This window comes from Pseudotenacibaculum sp. MALMAid0570, from assembly GCF_040151415.1.
Taxonomy (GTDB): Bacteria; Bacteroidota; Bacteroidia; order Flavobacteriales; family Flavobacteriaceae; genus Polaribacter.
The window spans coordinates 97903-120595 of the sequence record NZ_JBDKWF010000047.1; the positions used below are offsets into that span (position 1 = coordinate 97903).

Below are 22693 nucleotides of genomic sequence, written 5' to 3' on the forward strand. Positions count from 1 at the left end.
GATTTAAAAACCATAACAATAGAAAAAGAAATAGCACTCAAGTACTAGAAAAAATTACCATTGGTGATGGAATATCTAACGTCTATTCTGGTCAAAATTTGAATGTATTTGTTGATTTTGATACTTCAAAAATTGACAATCTATCTTTTGGATATGTCTTAAAAAATGAAAAAAATCAGATACTTTTTGCCGAAAACTCTTATCAAAAAGAGAATTCGATGAAAGTAATTAAAGAGAAAAAACAATTTGAAATAACATTTCAGAATTTAGCTTTATCGCCAGGTTCTTATAGCCTCTCACTATACTTAGGAAATGGTAAATTAGATATTGATATAATAGAAGACGCCATCACATTTATGGTGTTTTGGGATACAGAAACGAACAAGAAACCCCCTTTAAAAGAATTTGGCTCTTTGTATTTAGAGACGAAATGGAGATATTGAAAATGAGTGATACGTGTATTTTATGTAAAAGCGATCGGCTTAAAACGGTCCAAAAAATTAAAGCATCCGATATTAATGATTTGTATGTAAGAGATTTAGATGTCGATGTTTTGTTAGAGTTTAAAGGAAACAAAGAAATTGAGTATAAAGAATGCTCAAATTGTCACCTTCACTTTTTTTCACCTGTTCTTACAGGAAGCCCTAAATTTTATGAATCTTTATTAAAACCAGAAGAGTTTTACTATAAAGACGATCGTTATGAGTTTTTCTTGGCTAAGAAACATATTAATAAAACAGATAAAGTGTTGGAAATTGGTTCGGGAAGCGGTCATTTCTCACAAATTATCAATGTTGATGATTATACTGGCTTAGAGTACAATGATAAAGCAATAGCTGATGCAAAAGAAAAAGGAATTCAATTGATTAAAAAACCTATTGAAGATTTTGCTATTGAACATGAAAACGAATTTGATGTTGTATGTAGTTTTCAAGTTTTAGAACATGTAGAAAACCCACATGATTATATAGAATCATCACTAAAGGTTTTGAAAAAAGGAGGGTTGATTATTTTTGGAGTGCCGTCAGCAGATTCAATATTAACCGATAATATCAATCATACGTTAAACTTTCCTCCACATCATATAACACGATGGTATAACAAAACTTTTCAGGGTTTTGAAAACATATTTAATGTAGAATTAGTTTCGGTAAATAATGAGCCTGTTTCCGATAGATTAAAGAAAAGTTACACACTCAATCTTTTAACCAATAGAGTATATAAGATTTTCTCAAGCAAAGGAATTATCATGTCTAACACTTCTCGTTTTAGATTTGTAAAAAAACTTGTCAAAAAGATGATTAACGTATTTGGAATTAGGTTAAATACAAAAAATAAAAAAGGAGAAGCTGTTATTGTAGTTTTGAGAAAAAAGTAATATGAAAATTCTCTTTGTTTGTCAGCAATATATACATTCAGCGAGATGGATCAATCAACTAAAAGATTCCCATCACGAAGTATATGTATTTGATTGCTTGGATAGAGAAATTCACCCAGATCTTAGATGGACGACTTATAAAGAAAATTGGTCACAAAGAAAGCTTCCTTACATAAAAGGAGAAGATAGGTTAAGAAAGAAAAAACCTGTTTTTTACGAAAAAATTGAAAGTTATTTGCAAGTAACAGCTTCCGAAAAGTTAATAGAATTCATAAAAGAGATTCAACCAGATTTAATCCATTCCTTGGAAATGCAATCGGAAACGTACCCGCTACTTAAAGTAAGAGAAAAAAAATCATTTAGATGGGCTTATTCTTCTTGGGGAAGTGATATTTATCATTATCAGAATAATGCTAGACACGTAAAAAAAATCAGAAATGTCTTAAAACAAGTAGATTATTTTTTTTCAGACAATTCTAGAGATATTTCATTAGCAAAGAATCATGGATTTTCAGGACATTTTATGCCAATATTTCCTGGTGGAGGTGGTTATGAATTTCAACATTATAAAAAGTATATTCAACCTGTCAATGAGAGAAAAACAATTCTTATCAAAGGATACCACCATTGGGCGGGAAGAGCCTTATATGTCTTAGAAGCTCTAGAATCTATTTTGGGAGAACTAATTAAGTATGAAATCTATGTATACTCTGCACATCAGATTGTAATTGATAAAATAAAAGAGTTAAATACAAAATATAGTTTGAATATCCAGTATTCATCAAGAAATGAAGAACTCTCCCATGAAGATCTTTTAGAACAATTTGGTAGAGCAACAATTGCAATTGGAAATAGTGTTACAGACGGAATACCAAATACATTGCTAGAATCTATCATATGTGGTGCATTTCCTATCCAATCCAATCCAGGTGGTGTAACAGAAGATCATATTACAGATGGAGTAAATGGATTATTAATAACAAATCCTGAAGACATTACTGAAATAGCAGAGAAAATTAAGAAGGCTCTTAACCATAAAGAATTGATAGAAAAGGCATTTGAAATTAATCAGGAAAAAGCAAAACAACTAGATTACAAATCTATCAAAAGTAAAGTTTTAGATTCTTATAAAAAGATAGAAGAAGAAATATGAAGCAGATTCTATTCATAGTAAATGCAGAAGAAATTTCACCAAATGCTAACGGTGGAGCAGCTGTGTTATATAGTCATTTAGAACTCCTTTCTGCTTTAGACTATAAAGTAATACTATTAGCTGTAGAATGGAATTCTTCATACTCTTTCAAAGAAGAAGACTACAATGAAGTAAAGCCTTTTATAACAGAGATTGTTCATTACAAAGTTGATGAAGGAAAGAGAAAAAGAAGATTGAACTGGCTCTATCATGCTATTTTTAAACCCACAGAATTTGAATATTTTTTTGTAAACAAGAAGAATACTACTTATTTGCAAGATTTAGTTGCTAGAAAATCAATAGATATTGTATGGTGCGAATGGAGATGGTCTGCAATCTTAGCAATGAAAACTCAATTGTCAGTACCCAAAATATATTCACATCACGATTGGGAGTACAAGCTTTCTTTGTTGAGAGGAAAACCATCTCTTAACAAGAAATTTCATTCCTTTCAGAAAAAAAGAGTAGAGTTTCAAATGGTTAGAACATTTGATGCTTGCATATCAGGTTCTAAAACAGAATCTGATGAAATTAAATCCATATCACAGAAACCTGCATTGTATTTACCAACAACCTACAAAGCAATTGAAACTACTTTAGAACCTCATGAAAAGACTTCAATAGTCCATTTAGGTGGTATGGGAACTACAGCAAACCGTTTAGGATTAGAGCGGTTTTTAGATGTTTGTTGGAATTCCATTAAATCAGAGATACCAACGGCAAAATTAAAAGTAATAGGAAGCGTTACAAAAGCACATGATTCATTGAAAAGAAAATTAGAAGACAATCGTATTCAATCTTTAGGCTTCGTAGAGGATTTAAATACAGTACTATTTCCTGAGGATATTCATATTGTTCCTTGGGAGTATAATACAGGAACAAGAACCAGAATTCCAGTAGCATTAAACCATGAGCAAGTGTTAGTAGTTACAAGAGAATCTGTTAGATGCTATCCAGAGATTACTGAAGAAAATGCCATTTTATGTGATGATTTAGATGAAATGAAAGAGCAAATAATTCATTTGTACTCTAATAGAGAAAAGCTACATTTGTTAGGAACTAAAGGAAAACAAACCTTTATAGATAATTATACAGTACCTAGTCAATTAAACAAGTTAGGAGACTTTTTAAAAACGATTCATTCGTGAGAAATACAATAGAAATAAAAGGAAGAAAAATTGGACCAGATTTTCCACCATTGGTAATTGCGGAAATTGGAATCAACCATGAAGGTTCCTTAAGTGTAGCTAAAGAAATGGTGGATGCGGCTCACAGAGCAGGAGCAGAATGTGTAAAACATCAAACACATATTGTAGAAGATGAAATGAGCGGAGCCGCAAAGAAAGTCATTCCTGGTAATGCTGATGTTTCTATCTATGAGATTATGGAGCGTTGTGCTTTAAACGAAGAAGATGAAATAGAATTAAAAAAATATGTAGAAAGTAAAGGGATGATTTTTATTTCTACACCTTTTTCTAGAGCTGCTGCAGATAGATTGCAAAGAATGGGAGTATCTGCATATAAGATTGGCTCAGGAGAATGTAATAATTATCCATTGCTTGAGCATATTGCTTCTTTTGGAAAACCTGTAATTTTAAGTACAGGAATGAACACTATAGAAAGCGTTTCTAAAGCTGTTGAAATTTTTGATAAAGCTAATGTTCCTTTAGCATTATTGCACACAACTAATTTGTATCCAACTCCTCCAGAACTTGTGAGATATGGAGCTATGCAAGAATTGGCCAATGCTTTCCCAAAACATGTTTTTGGTCTATCAGATCATACTATTACAAATCACGCTTGTCTTGGAGCCGTAGCTATAGGAGCTTCAGTACTAGAAAGACATTTTACAGATCATATGAATCGCACAGGGCCAGATATTGTTTGTTCTATGGATGAAACTGCTTGTAAGGAACTGGTAGAAGGTAGCGAGTTGATCTGGAAAATGCGAGGAGGTAAAAAAGAACCTGCAAAAGAAGAACAAGTTACCATAGATTTTGCTTTTGCTACTGTAGTTACAATCAAAACTATAAAGAAAGGAGAAGCCTTTTCAAAAGAAAATTTATGGGTGAAAAGACCGGGAACTGGAGAAATATTAGCCGATGAATACAATGGTATATTGGGAAAAATAGCAGCAAGAGAAATTGCTTCAGATGAGCATTTAAACTGGGTAGATATTGAGTAAAAGAAAAAAAATAGTATTCCTAACTGGAACCAGAGCCGATTTCGGTAAATTGAAATCGTTGATGAAGATTACGCAAGAACATCAACAGTTTGATGTACAAATCTTTGTAACCGGTATGCATATGGATGCTCAATACGGTTCTACTGTTAATGAAATTTACAAAAGCGATTTTAAGAATATTGCTACGTTCAGAAATTACAAGGAGGCTGAACATATGGATAGAACTTTGGCTAAAACTATAGAAGGTTTTTCAAGTTTTGTTGGAGAGCATCAGCCTGATTTAATTGTGGTTCATGGAGATAGAGTAGAAGCACTAGCAGGAGCCATTGTAGGAAGCTTAAATAATGTACTTGTAGCTCATGTTGAAGGAGGAGAAATCTCAGGAACTGTAGATGAATTGATTAGACATTCTGTAAGCAAATTATCGCATATTCATTTAGTTTCTAATAATCTTGCAAAAAAACGATTGGTGCAAATGGGAGAGTTAGATTCCTCAATCTATATTATTGGTTCTCCAGATTTAGATCTGATGAATCCCAAGACGCTTCCAAAATTAGATTTTGTAAAAGACTATTATGAGATTCCTTTTAACAACTACGGAATAGCAATGTATCATCCTGTAACAACAGAATATGATGTTATCAAAGATCATATAAAGATATTTGTTGATGCTATGTTGGAGTCTCAAGAAAACTATGTTCTTATTTACCCTAATAACGACTTAGGAACAAATGAAATTTTAGAAGAGTATAAAAGATTAGAAGAGAACAATCGCTTTAGAATTTTCCCTTCTCTGAGATTTGAATATTTCTTGTCTTTATTAAAGGAAGCAGAATTTGTAATAGGAAATTCTAGCGCTGGTGTTAGGGAAGCTCCTTATTATCAGGTTCCTACTGTAGATATAGGTACTAGACAGCATAATAGATCTCAGGCCAAAACAATTGTAAATGTCCCTCACAACAAAGCAGAAATTGTAAATGTTATTCAAGAGATAAAAACTAAGAATTATGCAGAAATTGATTTTTCTGAATTTGGATCAGGAAATAGCGATCAAATATTCTTAGATTTACTGCTATCCGATGAAATATGGAAGGTTAACTGTCAAAAACAGTTTCAAGATTTATAATGAAAGTTGTAGCAATTATACCAGCGAGATCAGGTTCAAAAGGAATTCCTAATAAAAATCTTACAAAAGTAGGAGGGAAACCCTTAATTGCTTGGTCTGTTGAAGCTGCGGAAAATTCTAATGGAGTAGATAGAATTATCGTAACCTCTGATGGAAAAGATATTTTGGAGTTTTCAGATCAATATAAATCAGTAGAAATATTAAAAAGACCTGAGAGTTTAGCTCAAGATAATACACCTACAGCACCGGTGATAGAACATGCTTTAGATCAATTTGACATTTCAGGTGATGAATATAAATATTTAATTTTATTGCAACCAACATCACCTTTAAGAACAGCTGAAGATATTGATAAAGCTTTGAAACTATTAAATGAAACAAATGCAAATTCGTTGATTAGTGTTGTAAAACCAGATCATCACCCTTTGAAAAGCTTTAAAAAGAATAAAGAAGGATTTCTAGAAGGAATTGTTAATAATGATTTTCCTTTTATGCCTAGACAAGAACTTCCTGTTGCTTACCAACCTAACGGAGCTATTTATGTCATTGAAATTAAAGAGTTTTTGAAGAGAAAGACATTTTTTACTGAAAGAACTATTGAATACATAATGCCAACATCAAAAAGTTTTGATGTAGATTCTTATGAAGATATCGCAAAGATTGAAAGTCAACTAAAAAACATTCCCCCTTGTCAGAATTAAAGATTATCATACCCGTTTATAATGAAGAAGGAGCTATCTCTGATGTTATCAGTGATTGGACCCAAACGCTTAATTCATTAGAAATAGACTACACTATTTATACATTCAATGATGGATCAAAAGACCAAACATTGAATATTTTAAATCAACTAGCTAAAGAAAATCAAAAACTTTATGTTGTAGATAAACCCAACTCAGGTCATGGGCCTACTATTTTAAAGGGTTACAAAGAGAACTTAGATGCGCAGTGGTTATTTCAGATAGATTCTGATAATGAGTTAAAAGCCAATGAATTTGAAAAGTTTTGGAAAGCAAGAAACGATTTTGATTTCTTAATTGGTTATAGAATTCAACGTAACAGCCCATTACCTAGAATAATCACTACTTTAATTTCTAGATTAACTGTTGGTTTTTTCTATGGAAATAGAGTAAAAGATGTAAACGCACCTTTTCGTTTGATAAGAACAAGTAAATTTCATGATGATATTTTAAGAATACCTGATGATACTTTTGCTCCAAACCTTATAGTTTCTGGAATCGCCAATTTAAGAAAGTTACGTATTCAACAATTTCCAGTTACTCATCATCATAGAGAAACTGGAGAGGTGTCTATAAAAAAATGGAAGCTTTTTAAAGCAGCTTTTAAATCTTTGATACAAACCATTATGTTTAGATTTAAGTAAGATGAAAAAACTTTTTGTATTACTTATTTTGGTTCTTTTTGTACCAATCCTTTTTATTCCTTTTTATACAGATGCAAATGTTTTTGCTTATATGGGAAGACTATTAGTTAATGGTTATGTTCCCTATGTAGATGGTTGGGATCATAAAGGAGTATCCTTGTATCTAATTAATGCTTTTGGATATGCTATTGGTTTTAAATCAATGATAGGAATAAAAATTGTTGAACTATTATTGATACTCTATACATTTATCAGAATTTTTGATTTTTTAAAAAAAGAATATTCTTGGTTAATAGCTTTCATAGCAGCTAGTTTTGGGTTATTTACTTTAAAATATTTCTTTGATGGAGGTAATCTTACCGAAGAATATGGAGCTCTTTTTAGCCTACTATCTATATCATTAATATTAAAAGAAAAAGCAAAAACATTAGATTATGCGTTGGTTGGAGCGTTTTTTATTATCAATTTTACACTCAGAGCTAACTTAATTGCCTTTTGGGTTGCATTATTTTGTGCTTATTTAGCTCAGCTCATTCTAAAAAAGGAAAGCTTCAAAGTTATTTTAATGCAGTTTGTTAAAATGAGTTATGGAGCTATCGCAATAATATCATTATTACTTGTTTATTTATTGAGTACAAATAGCCTAGATGAGTTCATAGATGCTGCATTTACATTTAATTTTTCTTATTCAGGAGCCTCAAAAACATCAGTGTTTTCTACAATTTTTTCTGTAGTAAAAAAGTATCACCTTTCAGTAATTTTTATAATAGGATTTATTATTTCTCTTCTAAGGTTTATAAAAGATAAAAGAAGAAAATTAGAATTAATCTTGATTTTTTGGATTCCTATTGAATTGTTTTTTGGGAACATTTCTGATCGATTGTATGCACATTATTATATGATGTGGATACCATTGGTGATCTTCTCTACAGCTGTTATAATTGCTGAAATTAGAGAAAGGTTGCAAATTACAAATACTCTTGTTGTTATCTTAATGGGGGTGATATTTGCAGGAAGTTTTTATGTTCCTTCATATATGACTTTGAAAAACTGGAAGTGGATTTTATTAGAGGCGGATGAAACTAAAATAGTAGGGGATTATGTTTCAGAAAATTATAAAGATGACACCCTTCTCGTTTGGGGGAATTCAACAGATATTTATAACCAAACCGATAAGTTTTCCCCAACAACATTCTTCTATCATTCTACTTTTAAGTATGATACAGAGTACATCAGAAAAAAAATAGAAGAGTTTCATCAACAGGTTTCAAAAAATAAACCTTCATTAATTATAGATGGAAAACGTAGTGGTATGTTGCAGTTAGATGGTTCTAATTCTTTAGAGATAGATGAAGGTCAAAAGAGAAACTTAAAGGAGTTTCTAAAAATTGTCAAAACCAATTATGTTTTAAAAGAACAAAAATTCGGTTTAGATTTCTATGTTTTAAAAAGCAATGAGTAAAAAAAAGAAAGTTTTATTATTAATTCAATCTGGCTATAGCGCTAGAAATTTCATTTTATCTGGATTTTTAAACCAACCTGACCTTGATTTTGTGTTTTGGTCTGATCAAGATTATATTGAACAATATGGAATAGAAAATCAATTTGTAAAACTTCCCAAATTCGAATATAACTCTAAAATAAATTTCTTGCTCAAAGTAAAAAACAGGGCAGAATTGTTTTTTAATGTGAAAAGAACTGGGAATAAAAATTACTTAAGTTATTTAGTAGGTATATATAAGAATCAGTCCTTGCGAAGCAAATTAAGAAACAATCTTATTAAGATGATTGCTAATTTCTATGCCAATGCTAAAGGAATAGAGAATTTAGATAAACCGCTTTATAAAAGAATTAGAAAAACTAGTTACTACAAAAACTGTAAGGACCAACTAATTAAAGAAAACCCAAGCGTAGTTTATTGTACTCATCAACGTGCTAGTAATGCATTAGCACCAATGTTAGCCGCAAGAGACTTAGGTATTAAAACCATTTGTTTTATCCATTCTTGGGATAATATCCCCAAAGGAGTACAATTGGTTAAAGCTGACAAATATTTTGTTTGGAGTTCTTACATGAAGGATGAAATGATTGAACATTACCCTTTCATTAACGAAAATGATATTAAAGTTACGGGAACTCCACAATTTACTTACTATTTTAATGATGAATATAGATTAGAACGTTCAGTATTTTTTAATCAATTTGATTTAGACACTCAGAAGAAATACATTCTGTTTTCTGGAAATGATAAAACAACATCTCCTAATGATCCAGTGTATTTGTCAGATTTGTGTAAGTCTATCAAAGAATTAAATAAAGAAGAAGATATCTATAGAGTTTTATTCAGACCAAACCCTATTGATCGAAATGAAGGATTTAATACTGTACTTGATGAATTTTCTGATGTTCTTACTGAGATCAAACCAGATTGGTTTGGAACAGATGTTTTTTTATGGAACAAAGGAGGTCCTAGTAAAAAAGATGTTTCTTTGTTAATAAATACAATTATTCATTCAGATTTAATTGTAAATATGGGGTCAACAATGGCATTAGATGCAGCGATTTTAGGAAAACCGTCTTGTTATATTAATTATGATGTTGAAAGCACATTTGATTGGTCTGTGAATAGAACCTACAAATTCATACATTTCAAGATGATTAAAGACATTGATCCAGTATTCTGGATTAATAACAGAGAAGCTCGTTTAGAAGTTTTAAAAGAAGCTTTAACCAATACTGAAGACAAGAAAGAAGGAAGAGAAAAATGGATGGCAAGAGCTACTCAACTCCCTATAGAAGAAACTATCAATAGAATGTGGAAATATTTAGTATAAAGAATGAAATTTAGCCTTATTGTTTGTACATATATGCGTCCAAAAGCTTTGACTGATTTATTAGAGTCGGTTGAAAAGCAATCTTTATACCCAAATCAGATTGTTATTGTAGATGGTTCAAAAAACGAACTTACCAAAGAAGCTCTAAAAAAGAAAGATTATCAAAACCTCGAATATCACATGGTTGATGATAACAATCGCGGATTAACTAAACAAAGAAACTTTGGAATAGGAAAACTAACTGACGATATTGAAGTTGTTTGTTTTTTAGATGACGACATTATCTTGAGTGAGAAATATTTTGAAAAATTGATAAGTACTTATAGCCAATACCCTAATGCAGGTGGTGTTGGAGGTTATATAACAAATGAAGTTGTTTGGAGAAAGCTAAAAGAAGGTGAAATTATTTCATACGGAGAATATGAATCAGAAAATTGGGTAAGATCTATTGGATCTAGAAATGTAATTAGAAAAAAATTAGGGCTTTTGTCTGATAAACCACCTTGTATTATGCCTGAATTTTCAAATGGATTTTCAATAGGTTTTTTTCCGCCGATAGATAAAGTATACAAAGTAGAGCATTTCATGGGAGGCGTATCATCCTTTCGAAAGCATGTAGTTGATAAGATTAAATTTTCTACGTATTTTGAAGGATACGGACTGTATGAAGATTCTGATTTTTGCTTGAGAGTTTCTAAGAAATACGATTTATATGTAAATACAGCAGCTAAGCTTGCACATTTTCACGAACCCTCAGGAAGACCTAATCAGTTCAGTTATGGTAAAATGGTTACTAGAAATGGTTGGTATGTATGGCGAGTTAGACACCCAAAACCTTCTTTTAAATCAAAAATTAAATGGAATGTTATTGCGGTTTTGTTAGCAATAATTAGATTTACAAATATATTGAAAGCTTCAAGTAGAAAAGCTGCATTTACTGAGTCCATGGGAAGATTCTATGGATTACTAACACTGATTTTTAATAAACCTAAAGTGCAATACTAATGGAAATAAAGAACAAGGTAATATTAGCAATCGCTCCTCATTTAGATGATATAGAGCTAGGTTTAGGTGCTACAATACATAAATTAAGTGAAAACAATACAATTCACTATTTAGGATTGTCTATGCCACCTCTAGTTGAAAAAGAGGTTTTTATGAAAGAGTTTTGGGAAAGCTGTAAACATCTCAAACTTTCTAAAGACAGAATGGTACTTAAAGATTACAATCCGAGAGATTTATTTAAAGATCGTATGGATATCTTGCAATTGTTTTATGACACCAATAAATCTGTAAAACCAGACATCGTCTTTGTTCCCAATAGTAAAGATATCCATCAATCGCATCAAGTTGCTTATCAAGAAGCTAGAAGAGCCTTTAAGTATTCGACAATTTTAGGATATGAGCTTCCTTGGAATAGCATGACATTTGATATGGATGTTTTTATTGAAATTTCTGAAGATAATATTAAAGCTAAACAAGCTTCTATCAACTCTTTTGAAACCCAGAAACATAGAATGTTCTTTAGTAATGATATTATTACAGATTTAGCCAAGTTAAGAGGAAAGCAAATCGGAAAAGATTTTGCCGAGTGTTTTGAACTAACACGTATTATTATTTAATTTTTATCATTTGATAGTTTCTGCTCATCAGCCACATTTTTTACCATGGTTAGGTTACTTTAATAAGGTAGCTAAATCTGATGTTTTTGTTTGGCTAGAAAATGTCCAGTTTAGAAAGAATTATTTTCAAAATAGAACAAAGATAAAAGTAGGAGAAGATGAATTTTGGCTCACAGTACCTGTAAAAAAAGCAAGTTTAGAGACTCATATTGCTGATATAGAAGTTGTGAAATCTAAAGATTATAGAAAAATCACAAAAACTATAGCTAGCACGTATTCTAAGACTCCTCATTACATTGAGTTTTTTGCTGATATAGAGAATATCATCAATTCAGATGAAACTTCTCTTAACGAACTCAATTATAATTTATTTACATATTTATTGAATACACTTGATATTGATACTCAAATAATTCGATCTTCAGAACTTGATTTACAGAGTGATGACCCCAACATACGTTTAGTAGAATTATGTGCTAAATTAAAGGGAACAGATTATATAGCTGGAAAAGGAGGGCTAAATTATATGGATGAATCTCTTTTTCAGGAAAAAAGTATCAACATACTATGGCAGAAATTTCCTGTACAAGACATTCAATATCAACAAAGAGGAGAAAATTTTATCATGGGGTTGTCAATTCTTGACGCTCTTTTTAATATAGGAGCAGATAAAACAAGAGAGCTTATCTTTACTGAATGGAAAAATTAGGAAAACGGTTAATGGTTCTGTCGGCAGCACCTCATTCTTATGATAAGGATGGAAAACCTGTTTCTTATGAACCCTATGTTAGAGAAATGAACTTATGGACAGAAATGTTTGAAGAAGTACATATCTATACAATCTTGAAACCTTATGATGAAAGCCAAAGTCATAAGTTTGCAAATTTTAAAGACAGTAATGTTAAGCTAATTTCACTTTTAAGTTTTGATGCATCCAAAGGATTACTTCATAAGTTTGGACTGATACTATCTCTTCCGATTATATCTCTACAATTACTATTTTCATTAAGAAAATATGAAGTAATCAACATTCGAAACTCAGGATTCTTTAGCGCTGTATTAGGTGTTATTACTAGGATTTTTCCAAAACCTACTGTTACCAAATGGGCTGGAAGTTACATGCCTTATGAAGGAGAAAATATGATAACCAAAATAGATAGGAAAGTTATCAATTGGTATCATAAAAAACACAAAGTATTGATATATGATAAGGTATATAAAAAACATTTTGTAAACTTTATTCCTGCTCTTATGAGTAAAGCTGAGATTAATGAAGCTAGAAAACTGTCTGAAGATAAGCCTTCAATTACCCAAGGACTTGAGATTATAGCCATTGGGAGATTGTATTGGGCAAAAAACTTTGAACTAATTTTTGATGCTTTAAACTTATTACAAAAAGATAAAAGTGTAGATTTTGATTGGTGTTTTCACATGATAGGAGATGGTCATTTAAGAGAAAAGTTGGAGAAGATGGTAGACGATTATGATCTAAGAAAAAAAAGTAACTTTTTATGGAGCTCTAAAATTTCAAAAGGCTCAGAGGTTATTAGCAAAGAGTCATGTTTTAATTATGCCAGGAGAAAAAGAAGGCTGGCCTAAACCCATAGCTGAAGCTTGGGCTCATAACATATTTCCTCTTGGAGCAAATAAAGGGAATGTTCCTGATATTATTAATGACGAAAATAAAGGAATTGCTTTTGAGCCAACAAAGCAAGAATTGGTGAATGCAATTAAAAAAGCCCATAATTATCTTATAAGTAAAAATGAAAGCGCTAATTTTATAAAATATGCAGAAAACTACTCGTTAGAAAGTTTTCAAGAAGAGTTAAAAAAAATCATTAAATCTATTTTATGATTCAAGGGAAAAAAATCTATTTGAGACCTCTAGAAAATTCAGACATAGACTTTATGTTGGAATTAGTAAACGACCAAGAATTAGCATATTGGGAAGGTAAAAATGAATTTTTAGTGTCGAAAGAAAAACAAAAAAAATGGTTTGAATCCTTTAAAGACAAAGGACATAGGTTTATTGTTTGCGATAAAGAGACCAACCAAAAACTAGGATATTTTTCTTTTAAATCTACTAATAAGATATCTAATAATGGATTGGTTGCAATAAAATTAGTACATGAATCTAGAGGTAAAAAGATAGGAACAGATACACTTAAAACCGCTATGTCATTTCTATTTAATAAGATTAATGTAAGAAGATTACATACTCATATCATAGATTTTAATTTCGCATCACAGAAACTATTTGAAAAATGTTTCTGGATTCAAGAAGGTGTAGAAAGAAAATCTATATATATGAATAATGAATACCATGATAATATCTTGTTTTCAATCTTGAAAGAAGAGTATATAGCAAAAGAAGAAGCATATTATTTAGACCTTTTTAAATTTTCTTAAATGAAGGTACTGCATGTTATCGATCAATTAACTGTTGGAGGAGCTGAAGTTTTAACGGTCAATGTAGTAAATTTACTTGCAGCGCAACCAGATATAGAAGTTCATTTATGCGTTTCTAGAAAAGAAAGTTCTCTTAAAGAGAATATACATAAGAAAGTTAACTATATATTTCTAGAAAAAAGAAAAACCCTAGACAGGTCATTTTATAAGTCTTTACGTGATTATATTGATGAACATCAAATCAATATTATTCATGCTCACAACACTTCTTATTTTTCTTGTACAATCGTTAAATTTCTTTTTAATAGAAGAATAAAATTAATTTGGCATAATCATACTGGAGCGTATGTAAACTTAAAAGGAGTAAAATATTTAATTTTAAAACTTTTTTCTAGATTATTTGACGCTATTTTGAATGTAAATGAAGGTCTTAATGAATGGTCGATTAAAAATTTGAAAGCAAAAAATAACTTCGTTTTAAATAATTTTGCATCATTTACAAATCAGGAAAAGATAACTAACTTAAAAGGTCAATTCGGTAAAAGAATTGTCTGTTTGGCTGGTCTACGGCCAGTAAAAGACCACCCAAATTTAATTAATGCATTTGAAATATTTCTAAAAAAACACCCTGATTGGACGCTACATCTAATAGGGAAAAACTATGGAGATAATTATGCGGATCAAGTTATAGAACTCATTTTAGACAAAAACTTAGAAGAAAAAATATTTTTTTACGGAGTAAGAAGAGATATAGAACATATTCTGAGTCAAGCTACAATTGGTACATTAACTTCTAAGAAAGAAGGTTTTCCAATTTCGGTATTAGAATACGGATTGGCTAAATTACCTGTGGTCTTGACTAATGTTGGAAATAATAAAGATGTTGTTAATGATGATAGAGCTATAGTTATTCCTGAAAATCATGAAGAATTGGCTAATTGCATGATTAAAATAGTAGAAAATAAAGAAATCAGTGATGAAATAGCCAATAGTTTACACAAACAAGTTATCGCTTTTTTTTCAGAAGAACACTTTATTAGTAAATTAAAAAGTACTTATTTTAGTTTATGATTAAGTTAGTAACAGATAATAAGTTGATGTTTATAATAATCCATGTTGTTATTGGGTTTTTTGCTACGTTACCTGTTTTTCCATCACTTTTTGGTTACATTATTGTTGCTGTCTGTGTTTCTATTGTTCTTTTTTCTGACAATAGAAATGAAGAAGCATTTATTATTGCTGCTTATATAGTTGGATTGGAGGTTTTTCTGCGGATGATCAAAGGAGCCCCTTTGTTTGAAACAGGAAAATATACAACTATTATAGTCTTATTCTTAGGGTTGATAAATGGTCAAACAAAACAAAAACTCACGTTAAGTTTCCCAATTTATTTAATGTTATTATTACTTGGAATCGTCTTTACAAAGGTTCCTGCTGGCGAATCGATTAGAAAAGCAATAGCATTTAACCTAAGCGGTCCATTTATGTTAGGAGTGAGTGCTATTTATTTCTATAAAAGAACTATCAAGATTAGTGAAGTATATAATGCTTTGTTTTTTTTCTTACTACCAGTTTTTGCTATGGTGACATTCATCTATTTTAGAACACCAAATTTTAGCGAGATTGTTTTTGGAGGGGTATCTCTTGGTGAAACTTCTGGTGGTTTCGGACCTAATCAAGTAGCAACTATTATTGGTTTTGCAGCTTTTGTTATTGGCTTCTTTATGCTTACTAAAAAGACCTTAACAGGGTTTTTCTTGTTAGATGCTATCATATTAATGTATTTCACTTATCGAGGGCTTTTAACTTTTTCTAGAGGAGGTATTTTAGCTGCTGGTATCTGCTTCGTTGTATTTGCTTTATTATATATAATTCATAAAAGAGATTACGGTAAAATATTCCAATATGCTATTGTTGGTGGGGTTTTTCTAGCTGGTGTTTGGCTATATACTTCTGATGTAACAGGAGGAATGATTGATAATAGATATTCAGGAAGAAATGCACGAGGAATTAAGAAAAAAGATGTTACTGCTGGAAGACTAGAATTATTTACTTCACAATTATCAGGTTTTACAGATACGCCCGTTTTTGGAATTGGGGTAGGTAATGGTAAGTATAAAAGATTTGCTGAAGGAGATAAAAAAGGGACTTCTCACAATGAAGTAGCAAGACTTATTGAAGAACATGGACTTATAGGTCTTTTTGCACTTATGATGTTAATTTTTGTACCATTATCCCATTTTCTCAGGTTAGATTTTTTCCAACGGTCAATTTTAATATCATTTTACCTTTTTTGGTTTTTCACAATTAATCATTCTGCAATGCGGATTGCTTTTCCTGGTTTTATGTATGCATTGTCTCTTATAAATCTCAGATATGAAGAAGAGTAAAAAGACAATTCTTTATATAGGAAATGATAATTCGGCTATAACAGGGTATGTTAATACCATGCATACTTTATCAACTCTATTGTCAACTGAAGGATACAAGATAATTCGTTCTTCATCAAAACAAAATAAAATTTTAAGGTTGTTGGATATGTGCTGGACTACTATAAAAAACAGAAAGAGAGTAGATTATATCTTTATTGATACATATAGTAGCTTAAATTTCTATTTTGCTTTTGTAACCTCACAGTTAGCAAGATTATTTTCTATTAAGTATATCACCATTCTTCACGGTGGAGATTTACCTAATAGAATTAAAAGATCTAAGAAAAAGTCAAAGATGATTTTTTCTAATTCTTACATGAATATTTCACCTTCAGATTATTTAAAAAAAGCTTTTGAAGAACAAGGTTTTAAGGTAAATTATATTCCAAATATTTTAGAATTAGATTTCTGTGAATTTAAAGAAAGAAAAACTTTACGCCCACGATTACTATGGGTAAGAGCTTTTAAACATTTATATAACCCAGTGATGGCTATTGAAGTATTAAATCTTTTGAAAGAGCATTACCCTAAAGCTTCTTTATGTATGATTGGGCCAGCAAAAGACGATTCTTTTGATTTGGTTAAAGAAAAAGTGAAACAACATAAATTAGAAGAGGATGTTGAATTTACAGGTGTATTAAGCAAAGAAGATTGGCATAAGAAATCCGAAGAATATGACATTTTTATTAATACAACAAACTTTGATAATACTCCAGTTAGCGTTATGGAAATTATGGCTCTTGGGTTGCCAGTAGTAAGTACGAATGTTGGAGGAATGCCCTTCTTAGTAAAGCACAATAATGAAGGTATTCTAGTAGAAAAAGAAAACCCTTCAGAAATGACAAAAGAAATTTGTAATATACTGAACGAAGGGGCTTATGAAATGACACTTAATGCTAGAGCTAGAGTAGAATCATTTTCATGGAATGTGGTAAAAAAGCAGTGGTTTGAAATTCTAAAATAGCTTCATGTATAACTTTTTGTTGGAACATATACTATTACCTTTAGGAGATCTTATAAATGGATCCTCTTACATTAAGCAGCTTAAACTCTGGAGAAAGATAGATACCTACTCTGAAAGAGACCTTAATGCATTACAAATCAAGAATCTTCAAGCTGTTTTACAAGAAGCTTTGCAAAATGTTCCTTATTATAAGAACCTTGAGGTATCTTCTGAAAAAGAGGTGAACTTAAACGATTTTCCAATTATTGATAAGAATATTATAAGAACAGAAGTAGATCAATTAATATCCAATAGATACCAGAAAAAAAAGTTAATACCATACTCAAGTAGTGGGTCTACTGGAACTCAAACTACTGTTTATATGACCAAACAAGAACAATCCGTTCTTAGAGGAATTTTAACACACTGGTGGGAATGGTCGGGATACAAAATAGGAAAACCTATTGTTCAAACAGGAATTACGCCTCAAAGAGGCTTCTTAAAGACTATTAAAGACAAACTTTTTAGAACTATTTATATAAATGCTTTCTCTCATACGCATGATCAGTTAAAAAATGTTTGTGAGAAAGTACAAAGATCTTCAAACTTCTTTTTTGCAGGATATGCTTCTTCCTTAAATGTCATAGCAGAATACGCCATAGAAAATAAATACAATATCACATCAAAAGGAGTGATTAGCTTGGGAGATAAATTGTTCGATCATTACAAAAAAAACATAAAAAAAGCCTTTAAAGCAAAGACATATGACACCTATGGTAGTAACGAAGGTTTTATGATTGCTGCTCAAGATGATTTAGATTATTATTATATGTTAAGTCCTCATGTTTTTGTTGAAATAGTTGATGATGATAATCAACCAATAAAAGATGGAGAAATAGGACATATTGTAGTTACTAGATTGGACTGTTTTTCAATGCCTTTGATTCGTTATAAAATTGGCGATTTGGGAGTTAAATTACCTATTGATGAATATCCGATTAAAAGAAAGTATAACTATCCTTTGCTAAAAAAAGTTGTAGGAAGAGAAACAGATATTGTTTTATTACCTGATGCCACTAAGTTAGTAGTACATTCATTTACTGGTATATTTGAGTATATTAAGGAAATAAAGCAGTTCAAGGTAATTCAAAACGACAAAAGCGGAATTATCATAGAGTATATAAAATCAAGCACATTTGAAGAAACTGCACTAAAAAGAGCAGAAAAAGAATTAAGAAATTACATAAAAGACAATAAATTTTCTATCATTTTTAAAGAAGTAAGTTCTATTGCTTCTAGTAAATCAGGAAAACCGCAAATTATTGAATCGAGATTAAAGAATGAATAAAAAGATCATTTGGGTACTAAACATGACGTCAGGAAAACCAGATTCAGGCTGGGGAGAACGTCATTATTATTTTAGTAAGTATTGGGTTAAGAAAGGATATGAAGTTAAAATAATTTCAGGGTCATACAATCACTTATTTAAAAATCAACCCACTATTGATGAAAATAAAAAATTTACGCTTGAGAAAGTTGAAGATGGAATCACCTTTTGTTGGGTGAAAATTCCAAAATACGATGGAGGTAGTGTTTTCAAATTGTGGAGTATGATAAGATTTGCGTTTAGAACAAGAAAACTAAATGCAGACCTTCTTGGAAAACCAGACTATATATTAGTTTCCTCAATGCCATTGTTTCCTATTGTAACGGGATGGTATTTGAAAAAGAAATTAAAAGCCAAAAAATTGTTTTTTGAGATAAGAGATCTATGGCCATTAACTCCAATTTACCTTAAAGGATATCCTAAGTGGCACCCTGTTGTTATTATCATGTCTTGGGTAGAAAAATTCGGATATAAAAAATCAGATGCCATTGTATCATTATTACCAAATGCAAACAAATACATAGATAAAATATCAAAAGATCCCTCAAAATATTTTTGGATTCCTAACGGGATAGATGAATCTCTTTTAGAGAACGAACAACTTCCTGATAATATTAAAGCGCAATTGCCAAAAGATAAATTCATTGTTGGTTATACTGGAACTATGGGAATGGCCAATGCTTTAGAATATTTAGTAGATTGCTCAATTCTTTTAAAGGAAAATCAAGACATTCACTTTGTCTTTGTGGGAGATGGATATTTAAAGGAAGAGCTTCAAAATAGAGTTCTAAATAACAATAATGTAACTTTCATAGGAAAAATCAATAAAAATCAAGTTCAAGAAATGCTAAAAAGTTTTTCTGTTTGCTTTGTAGGGCGAAATAATACACCTCTTTTTGATTATGGAGTTTCTTCCAATAAGTTTTTTGATTACATGCTCGCTAGAAAACCAATAATTTCATCATCTAATAAAATTAAAGACCCTGTAGAATTATCAGGAGCAGGTTATGTTGTTAAACCTGAAGATGGTGAGTCTATTAAGGATGCTGTTCTTAAATTATACGAAATGAATGAAGAAGAAAGAAGTTCATTAGCTTCTAAAGGATATGAATATGTAAAGAAATATCACAATTTTGATTACTTAAGTAATTTGTATATTAAATTGTTTGATTAGAATACTCCTAGATGATTTTTTTTTATAATTTTGGCTTTATTCATAATTCCTCCCCTGATATTGTGAAGTCATAATGTAATTATGAGCTTAAAAATCACCCATATAGATTTATCAGAAAGAAAGATTCTTCTTCGATCTTTAGATGTTTTTGTTATTATATCAAGCCTTTGGCTATCATCTAAGTTCTTAATTCAGGAATATATTGCTTTTGACTCTGAGACTATATATCAATGGTTAATTTTACTAGTTTTTTATTATTTTTTATTTGCGCAGATATTTCAATTATATGATTTAAATATTTCAAGTAGTAGGTTTAAAATATCTAGAAGTTTGTTTTTAACAACGGTAATAACTACTCTGTTTTTTACATTCACGCCTTATCTTTCACCATCATTACCTGAAAAAAGAATCGAAATAATTTACTTGTTTGTATTAATGTTTATTCCTGTGTTAATATGGAGATTTATTTACATGTGGGTACTTTTTTCACCTAAGTTTTTTAAAGATATCATTGTGATTTCACATTCATCTAGAATGGGGAAAATGCTAGATCTAGTAAAAGAAAGAGGATTTCACAACGTGATTTGCTATATATCAAATGAAGAAAACAAAAGCTATGGGCAATTCTATGATATAGAAAATATTGATGTTTATAAATTAGTAAAGGAAAAAGGCGCAAAAGAAGTAGTTTTAAGCACTAGAGGATTTCCTAGTACTGGAGTTGCTAAACTAAACAACAATATTATTGCTCTTTTTGAAGAAGGAATAAATATTAAAAGTTTTGAAAGCTTCTATGAAGAAATTACAGATAGAGTTCCTAAAGAATATTTAGACCATCACTTTTATAAGAATATCAATCTTAGTAGCAATAGTGAAAAAAAATTATATCTATTCTTTCATCGATTTTTAGATATAATTGTCTCTATTATTGGGTTATTGGCTTTTATACCTTTCATTCCAATTTTATTAATTCTAAACCTAATAGCAAATAGAGGTCCTTTGTTTTATACTCAAAAAAGAGTAGGTCAAAAAGGAAAGATTTTCACCATTTTTAAACTAAGATCTATGGTTGTTAATGCTGAATCTCTTGGAGCTCAATATGCTGAAAAAAATGATAAAAGAATTACATCATTTGGTAAGTTTTTAAGAAATACGCGAATAGATGAAGCTCCTCAATTCTTTAATATTTTAAAAGGAGATATGAGTCTTATTGGCCCAAGACCAGAAAGACCTGAATTTGTAAAGGATTTAGAAGATAAAATTCCTTTTTATGCAATCCGACATGTTGTAAAACCAGGATTAACGGGTTGGGCACAGGTTAATTTTCCATATGCTGGGAATCTAGATGAACAAGAGAAAAAACTTCGTTATGACTTGTTCTATATAAAAGAACAGAGTGCTTACCTAGATTTTAAGATTATTATAAAAACAATGACAACTGTTTTATTCTTCAGAGGACAGTAATTTGTTTAGAAAATAATATCGTAAAATCAGCATCAAAAGAATTGGGATAATTGTTAGCGAAAACAATTGAATTTTCAAAACCCAAATTATTACCAAAACAAATAAAAGCAAACAACATACTCTTATATAGTACTTCATCCAACTTGGGAGTTTCTTTTTGAAGAATAGAAATGCAATGATAATGTTTGGCGCAAAAGCCCATAAGAAGTTAAAATTGTTAGGAGTTGTTTTATGATCCGTAAAAAACCATAGAAACGCAATCAAAACACCTAAGATTCCTGTGAAAAAGAAAACTATAAAATCGAACCACTTTGATTGTTTTTGACTTTTTAAATCTTTGTAGGTAATAACGATAGCTATAAGAAGAAGGATTGAAAAAATAAGTAACGGATTATACCATACAATTGATGTTTTATTTTCTGGATAACTAAGAACATCTATTTCCTTTTTAATTAATGGTTTGGTAATTCCATTTTCATTCTTTTCCGCATCTTTAAAAGCCGTAAATACATAGTCTGGTAAATACATATATTCGGCTGGAGTTGCAGTTTTGTCTAACTTGGTTCCTAAAGCCAAGTTAATACCAAAACTACCCCAATGATTCCATGGAAGCTCTTTATTCATTAACTGACGTAATGTTAGATTTTTGCTAGCATAATCATCAGGGAACTGAACGCGATTTCCTAAAATTTCTTTGGTAATATCCCTTAATTTGGTTGCGCAATTATCAAAATAAGGATCATAGTAATAATCAGCATTTTGTGGCAAAGCATTGTTCTCTAAAAATTGAAAAAAAGCTTGTTTTTCTTGTTGATTTAGATCTAGAACTTGTTGCTTAATCCATCGATGATCTTTATTATTGTTCTTAACGAAAATATGAAATGGGTATCTTCCTAATCTATACAAAAGTCTTCCTTTTGCAAAGTTGGCGTAGAAATTAGGTTGATTAAAATTAAACATCCCATAATTGTAAACAAGATCAAAATTTAAAACAGGATCTTTAATTCTAATGGCACTATGACCAAATGTTTCAAAGAATTCATTTCCTGGTCCAACAGTAATAATACTTACTTCAGAATACACAGAGAGTTGTAAACTCTGCGAATTAAGATTTTGAAATGAAATAAAAAATAAAAAAAGAATAAAGTAAATTTTTCTCATAA

22 protein-coding genes and 1 pseudogene are annotated in these 22693 nt (G+C 30.4%); 22 read left to right on the forward strand and 1 reads right to left on the reverse strand.

The annotated features are described in order from the left end of the window. The first annotated feature begins 98 nt into the window (after positions 1 to 98). From AAON49_RS06895 to AAON49_RS07000, 22 genes and pseudogenes are all read left to right on the forward strand, one after another. The gene (locus AAON49_RS06895; protein ID WP_349553634.1) at positions 99 to 443 is read left to right on the forward strand and encodes a Wzt carbohydrate-binding domain-containing protein; all 345 of its coding nucleotides are present in this window, start codon (positions 99 to 101) and stop codon (positions 441 to 443) included. Next, complete coding sequence (locus AAON49_RS06900; RefSeq protein WP_349553636.1) at positions 431 to 1378, forward strand: class I SAM-dependent methyltransferase; 948 nt, start codon at positions 431 to 433, stop codon at positions 1376 to 1378. Before AAON49_RS06895 ends, AAON49_RS06900 begins: the two co-directional genes overlap by 13 nt. Before the next feature lies 1 nt (position 1379). Next, entirely contained in the window at positions 1380 to 2531 is a 1152-nt protein-coding gene (locus AAON49_RS06905; protein ID WP_349553638.1) for a glycosyltransferase, read from the forward strand. Continuing rightward, on the forward strand, positions 2528 to 3718 hold the full coding sequence (locus AAON49_RS06910; protein ID WP_349553640.1) for a glycosyltransferase: 1191 nt from the start codon (positions 2528 to 2530) through the stop codon (positions 3716 to 3718). Before AAON49_RS06905 ends, AAON49_RS06910 begins: the two co-directional genes overlap by 4 nt. Beyond that, positions 3715 to 4755 (forward strand): N-acetylneuraminate synthase, encoded by a 1041-nt coding sequence (gene neuB / locus AAON49_RS06915; protein WP_349553641.1) that lies wholly within the window; start codon positions 3715 to 3717, stop codon positions 4753 to 4755. Before AAON49_RS06910 ends, neuB begins: the two co-directional genes overlap by 4 nt. Continuing rightward, positions 4748 to 5881 carry a UDP-N-acetylglucosamine 2-epimerase gene (neuC, locus tag AAON49_RS06920; RefSeq protein ID WP_349553642.1) on the forward strand — a complete coding sequence of 378 codons (1134 nt, stop codon included), beginning with the start codon at positions 4748 to 4750 and terminating at the stop codon, positions 5879 to 5881. The genes neuB and neuC overlap by 8 nt, the downstream gene beginning before the upstream one ends. After that, entirely contained in the window at positions 5881 to 6582 is a 702-nt protein-coding gene (locus tag AAON49_RS06925; protein WP_349553644.1) for an acylneuraminate cytidylyltransferase family protein, read from the forward strand. The genes neuC and AAON49_RS06925 overlap by 1 nt, the downstream gene beginning before the upstream one ends. Further along, positions 6570 to 7265, forward strand: a complete 696-nt coding sequence (locus AAON49_RS06930; protein ID WP_349553645.1) for a glycosyltransferase family 2 protein — start codon at positions 6570 to 6572, stop codon at positions 7263 to 7265. The genes AAON49_RS06925 and AAON49_RS06930 overlap by 13 nt, the downstream gene beginning before the upstream one ends. 1 nt (position 7266) lies before the next feature. Then, positions 7267 to 8727 carry a hypothetical protein gene (locus AAON49_RS06935; protein ID WP_349553646.1) on the forward strand — a complete coding sequence of 487 codons (1461 nt, stop codon included), beginning with the start codon at positions 7267 to 7269 and terminating at the stop codon, positions 8725 to 8727. Continuing rightward, complete coding sequence (locus tag AAON49_RS06940; RefSeq protein WP_349553648.1) at positions 8720 to 10099, forward strand: hypothetical protein; 1380 nt, start codon at positions 8720 to 8722, stop codon at positions 10097 to 10099. Before AAON49_RS06935 ends, AAON49_RS06940 begins: the two co-directional genes overlap by 8 nt. A gap of 3 nt (positions 10100 to 10102) precedes the next feature. Further along, positions 10103 to 11104, forward strand: a complete 1002-nt coding sequence (locus AAON49_RS06945; protein ID WP_349553650.1) for a glycosyltransferase family 2 protein — start codon at positions 10103 to 10105, stop codon at positions 11102 to 11104. After that, a complete protein-coding gene (locus AAON49_RS06950) occupies positions 11104 to 11721 on the forward strand; it encodes a PIG-L deacetylase family protein (RefSeq protein ID WP_349553651.1) in 618 nt (205 codons plus the stop codon). Before AAON49_RS06945 ends, AAON49_RS06950 begins: the two co-directional genes overlap by 1 nt. Before the next feature lie 10 nt (positions 11722 to 11731). Then, the gene (locus AAON49_RS06955) at positions 11732 to 12430 is read left to right on the forward strand and encodes a WbqC family protein (RefSeq protein ID WP_349553653.1); all 699 of its coding nucleotides are present in this window, start codon (positions 11732 to 11734) and stop codon (positions 12428 to 12430) included. A 542-nt stretch (positions 12431 to 12972) separates the two neighbouring features. Next, on the forward strand, positions 12973 to 13320 hold the full coding sequence (locus AAON49_RS06960) for a glycosyltransferase (protein ID WP_349554024.1): 348 nt from the start codon (positions 12973 to 12975) through the stop codon (positions 13318 to 13320). Next, positions 13277 to 13576: pseudogene (locus AAON49_RS06965) on the forward strand (glycosyltransferase); the annotation flags it as partial. The gene AAON49_RS06960 and the pseudogene AAON49_RS06965, both read left to right, overlap by 44 nt. Next, positions 13573 to 14130 (forward strand): GNAT family N-acetyltransferase, encoded by a 558-nt coding sequence (locus AAON49_RS06970; RefSeq protein ID WP_349553654.1) that lies wholly within the window; start codon positions 13573 to 13575, stop codon positions 14128 to 14130. The pseudogene AAON49_RS06965 and the gene AAON49_RS06970, both read left to right, overlap by 4 nt. After that, entirely contained in the window at positions 14131 to 15201 is a 1071-nt protein-coding gene (locus AAON49_RS06975; protein WP_349553655.1) for a glycosyltransferase, read from the forward strand. It abuts the gene before it with no gap. Further along, positions 15198 to 16520, forward strand: coding sequence for an O-antigen ligase family protein (locus tag AAON49_RS06980; protein ID WP_349553657.1), 1323 nt, complete (start codon positions 15198 to 15200; stop codon positions 16518 to 16520). The genes AAON49_RS06975 and AAON49_RS06980 overlap by 4 nt, the downstream gene beginning before the upstream one ends. Next, a complete protein-coding gene (locus AAON49_RS06985; RefSeq protein WP_349553658.1) occupies positions 16507 to 17526 on the forward strand; it encodes a glycosyltransferase family 4 protein in 1020 nt (339 codons plus the stop codon). Before AAON49_RS06980 ends, AAON49_RS06985 begins: the two co-directional genes overlap by 14 nt. 4 nt (positions 17527 to 17530) lie before the next feature. After that, positions 17531 to 18853, forward strand: coding sequence for an acyl-CoA synthetase family protein (locus tag AAON49_RS06990; protein ID WP_349553659.1), 1323 nt, complete (start codon positions 17531 to 17533; stop codon positions 18851 to 18853). Then, positions 18846 to 20066, forward strand: a complete 1221-nt coding sequence (locus tag AAON49_RS06995) for a glycosyltransferase family 4 protein (protein WP_349553661.1) — start codon at positions 18846 to 18848, stop codon at positions 20064 to 20066. Before AAON49_RS06990 ends, AAON49_RS06995 begins: the two co-directional genes overlap by 8 nt. A gap of 81 nt (positions 20067 to 20147) precedes the next feature. After that, positions 20148 to 21530, forward strand: coding sequence for an exopolysaccharide biosynthesis polyprenyl glycosylphosphotransferase (locus tag AAON49_RS07000; protein ID WP_349553663.1), 1383 nt, complete (start codon positions 20148 to 20150; stop codon positions 21528 to 21530). Here AAON49_RS07000 and AAON49_RS07005 read toward each other — a convergent pair. Next, complete coding sequence (locus AAON49_RS07005; RefSeq protein WP_349553664.1) at positions 21510 to 22691, reverse strand: lipoprotein N-acyltransferase Lnb domain-containing protein; 1182 nt, start codon at positions 22689 to 22691, stop codon at positions 21510 to 21512. The genes AAON49_RS07000 and AAON49_RS07005 overlap by 21 nt on opposite strands. Positions 22692 to 22693: the final 2 nt, after the last annotated feature.